Below are 3,881 nucleotides of genomic sequence, written 5' to 3' on the forward strand. Positions count from 1 at the left end.
TGACAGAAATTTGGACACCTTGGTTCTTCCGCATCCAGTTATGGGAAAAATGCCTATTCGTGAAATTTTGATGTGGACGGCTTATCATGCGGAACATCATACCAAACAACTCCAAGAAAAGTATTGATCTGTTAAAATTAAAACATCAGAATTGATTCGAATTTGAGATACGTCATTAATAAAAAATAATGATTAGAGCATATACAAATAAAGATAAATCAAAAGTAATTGAATTGTTAAGGAAGAATACGCCCGAATATTTCGATCCTTCAGAGGAAAGCGATTTTGAAAAATATTTGGAAAATGAGGTGGAGGATTATTTCGTTTATGAACAAAACTCTGAAATTATCGGAGCTGGTGGAATCAACTACTTTCCAGAAGAAAAACTAGCCCGAATTTCGTGGGATATGATTAATCCAAAATCACAAGGGAATGGCATCGGAAAAGAATTAATTCAATACCGGATTAATCTTTTAAATGCCAACCCAAGTATTGAATTCATAATGGTCAGAACATCGCAACTTGTCCACAAATTTTACGGAAAAATGGGATTTGAATTAGAAAAAGTTGAAAAGGATTTCTGGGCGAAAAACTTTGATCTTTATCAAATGCAAATGAAGAATAAAATAAGCGCTTAAAGAATTAATTTCTCTAAGCTCTCCTTAATTTCATACCATCGCAGTAAAGATTTTGAATTATAAAGAAACCAATAACCTTATTCATTGAGGTCCGATTAAAATCCATTTTATTTCACAAAGACATTTTTAGTAAGACCTAGTGATGTTCGTTGTGAAAATGACTTTTCTTTTTTAAATCTCAAGCCTATATTTTGAAACTTAACGACTTCAGTCTATGTTCTTGATTCTAAAAGCGAAGCGGTCTTAATTCTTATTAATTCATATACTTCCCCTTTTTACTCCCTTCGTACATCTCATATTTAACCAATCTGGCTTCCAGTTTAGCATTTACCAAATGAATTCTACGCGAAGGTCTCAAGCCTACATGTTTCAATGCATCAAGATTGGAGGTTATAAACCAAGCATCTGTTCCTGGATAACTTTGTTTTAAGGTATCGCCAATACTTTTATAGAACGATTCCATTTCAATATCCAATCGCTCGCCATACGGCGGATTGAACACCATATGTAACTTCTCATCGCCAGCTTTTTGGGTCTTAAAGAAATCTTCGTGGCGCACTTCAATAAAATCTTCTAATTGTGCGTTTTTGATGTTTTCTTTAGCTTTAGTCACAGCACTTGGCGCTTTGTCATAGCCAATAATTTTATGATGAAAATCTCTCGTTTTGCTTAGAAGAGATTCTTCTATTTTTTCAAATAATTCCACATCCCAATCTTGCCAACGTTCAAAAGCAAATTCTTTACGCATCAAATTCGGCGGGATATTACAAGCAATCATTGCTGCTTCTATTAAAATAGTGCCACTACCACACATCGGATCCATAAAGTTGGTTTGCCCGTCCCAACCTGACAACATGATCAATCCTGCTGCTAGCACCTCATTGATAGGCGCAATATTGGTGGCGATTTTATAACCACGTTTATGAAGTGAATCTCCAGAAGTATCCAATGAAATATTGCACATATTTCTATCAATATGCACGTTGATTTTTAAGTCAGGAAACTTCAAATCCACGTTTGGGCGTTCGCCCGTAGTGTCCCTGAATTTATCGACGACCGCATCTTTAGTCTTTTGAGCGATATATAATGAGTGTGTAAACAAATGGGAATGCACGGTTGCATCAACAGCAATCGTTCCTGTTGGCTTAACATATTGCGCCCAGTCCATTTTATAAACTTGGTCATACAAATCCTTTTCATTGTTTACCCGAAAACTATGGATGGGCATCAAAATTTTGATAGCAGTCCTTAACGCCAAATTAGCTTTGTACATAAAACCTTTATCGCCTACAAAACTCACACTTCTTACCCCTGTTTTAACTTCTTGAGCGCCCAATTGGGTTAACTCCTTAGCCAGCAATTCTTCAAAGCCAAATAAGGTTTTGGCTACCATATTAAAATTATTATCCATTGTTCTCATGATATAGATTGCAAAAATAAAGTATTTTTGCAGTCAGACGAATTTATAATGACAAAAGAGACAACACAATGGTACGCTTCATGGTTTGATACACCCTATTACCACATTCTTTACAAGGATAGGGATCACGCCGAAGCCCATCAATTCATGGACAATTTGACCCAATATTTGAACCTACCTGAACAGGGTAAAATACTGGATCTTGCCTGCGGAAAAGGACGCCATGCCATCTATCTCAACTCTTTAGGCTATGATGTGACCGGAGTTGACCTTTCAGAAAACAGCATTGCCTACGCTAAACAATACGAAAATGAAACGCTTCATTTTAAAGTGCATGACATGTGTAAACCCTTCAATGAGCAATTTGATGCGGTTTTTAATTTGTTTACAAGTTTTGGGTATTTTGACAAGTCAGAAGACAATCTCAACACAATTAAGGCCATTAGAGACGATTTAAACGAATCTGGTTTTGGTGTTATTGATTTTATGAATGTTGATGTTGTCATTGAAAATTTAGTTCCTGAAGATGTCAAAACTATAGGCGGCATTGATTTTCATCAGAAAAGATATGTAGAAGATAATCATATCATCAAGGATATCCGTTTTACGGACGCGGGTAAGGATTATCACTTTCAAGAACGCGTTAGAGCAAAGACTTTAGCAGATTTTGAAGAACTTTTTGAACAAGCAGGCGTCTATTTATTAGATGTTTTTGGCGATTATAAATTGCGAAAGTTTCACAAAGGCACGTCAGAACGCTTAATTATGATTTTTAAATGAAGCAGTACCTTCTACCCTTTTTAGCAGTTGTTATCGGTGTTTTGTTGGTGGTGATTTTTAAAAATAAAAAACCAAAATACACCAAGTTACTATTATCCTTCAGTGGTGCTTTCCTATTGGCACTGACCCTATTTGACTTATTACCTGAAGTTTACAACCATCTAGATGCTAAAACAACGGGGTTGTTTATTATGTTGGGGATACTTTTCCAAATTTTACTGGAATTTTTCTCTAAAGGTGCTGAGCATGGCCATGTGCATATAAACGATGCAGAATCAGGATTCCCATGGGTGCTGTTCATCAGTTTATGTATTCATAGTTTTTTGGAAGGTTTCCCTATCCATCAACACAATGATATGGTTTACGGAGTCATCATCCATAAAATTCCTATTGCTGCTTTGATTACCACCTATTTGGTACAATCGAAATTTACCAAAAAGCAAATTGTCGGATTTTTTATCACTTTTGCACTCATGACGCCAATGGGGACGCTGGTTTCCAACACCGTTCCGTTTGTTGGAAATTATCTATTTTTCATTAATGGGATTGTTATTGGTATCTTTTTTCATATTTCGACAGTCATTTTGTTTGAAAGCAATGAAAATCACAGGTTTAACCTTTCCAAACTCGTTGTAATAATGTTGGGGATTGTGGTGGCTTATTTGATATAAGACCGATGACAGAAGACAGAAATAATCACAGCTGCACACTGCAGACTGAGGACTGAAGACTGAAAACATGTTTAGCAAAGAAGACTCAAGAAAATTAAGAGAAGATTTTTGGATCAGTTTCGGGAAGTCCTTTCCTCGAAAGTGGATTCTTTACGATACCAAACTCAAAGGATTTGCCTTCAAATTCCATTTTGATACGAAATCGGCATTAGTCACTTTAGATCTTGAAGACGATTTAGAAAACCGGATCAACTACTGGGATAAACTACAATCTCTAAAGACTATTCTAACTGAGGAGTTTTTACCAGAAGTGGTTTATGAAGAAGAATATTTCTTAGAAAACGGCAAGGAAATCTCAAGAATCTATGTTCC

The 3,881-nt window shown here is 35.9% G+C and carries 6 protein-coding genes; 5 read left to right on the top strand and 1 reads right to left on the bottom strand.

Annotated features, from left to right (window positions below; all coding sequences use genetic code 11):
* Positions 1–19 precede the first annotated feature (19 nt).
* Entirely contained in the window at positions 20–127 is a 108-nt protein-coding gene (locus ABIQ28_RS13715) for a hypothetical protein (protein ID WP_348038268.1), read from the top strand.
* A gap of 61 nt (positions 128–188) precedes the next feature.
* A complete protein-coding gene (locus ABIQ28_RS13720; protein ID WP_348038260.1) occupies positions 189–638 on the top strand; it encodes a GNAT family N-acetyltransferase in 450 nt (149 codons plus the stop codon).
* A 253-nt stretch (positions 639–891) separates the two neighbouring features.
* Here ABIQ28_RS13720 and ABIQ28_RS13725 read toward each other — a convergent pair whose 3' ends face one another.
* Positions 892–2,049, bottom strand: a complete 1,158-nt coding sequence (locus ABIQ28_RS13725; protein ID WP_348038270.1) for a class I SAM-dependent RNA methyltransferase — start codon at positions 2,047–2,049, stop codon at positions 892–894.
* Positions 2,050–2,106: 57 nt separating this feature from the next.
* Here ABIQ28_RS13725 and ABIQ28_RS13730 point away from each other — a divergent pair, with 57 nt between their 5' ends.
* The 3 genes from ABIQ28_RS13730 to ABIQ28_RS13740 all read left to right on the top strand — a co-directional run.
* Positions 2,107–2,838, top strand: coding sequence for a class I SAM-dependent methyltransferase (locus tag ABIQ28_RS13730; RefSeq protein WP_348038262.1), 732 nt, complete (start codon positions 2,107–2,109; stop codon positions 2,836–2,838).
* On the top strand, positions 2,835–3,509 hold the full coding sequence (locus tag ABIQ28_RS13735; protein WP_348038264.1) for a ZIP family metal transporter: 675 nt from the start codon (positions 2,835–2,837) through the stop codon (positions 3,507–3,509). Before ABIQ28_RS13730 ends, ABIQ28_RS13735 begins: the two co-directional genes overlap by 4 nt.
* Positions 3,510–3,576: 67 nt before the next feature.
* The coding region (locus tag ABIQ28_RS13740) for a DUF4268 domain-containing protein (RefSeq protein WP_348038266.1) at positions 3,577–3,881 on the top strand (305 nt) is incomplete at its 3' end.

Origin of the sequence: Gelidibacter sp. (assembly GCF_039916245.1) — a bacterium.
Classification (GTDB): Bacteria; Bacteroidota; Bacteroidia; order Flavobacteriales; family Flavobacteriaceae; genus Gelidibacter.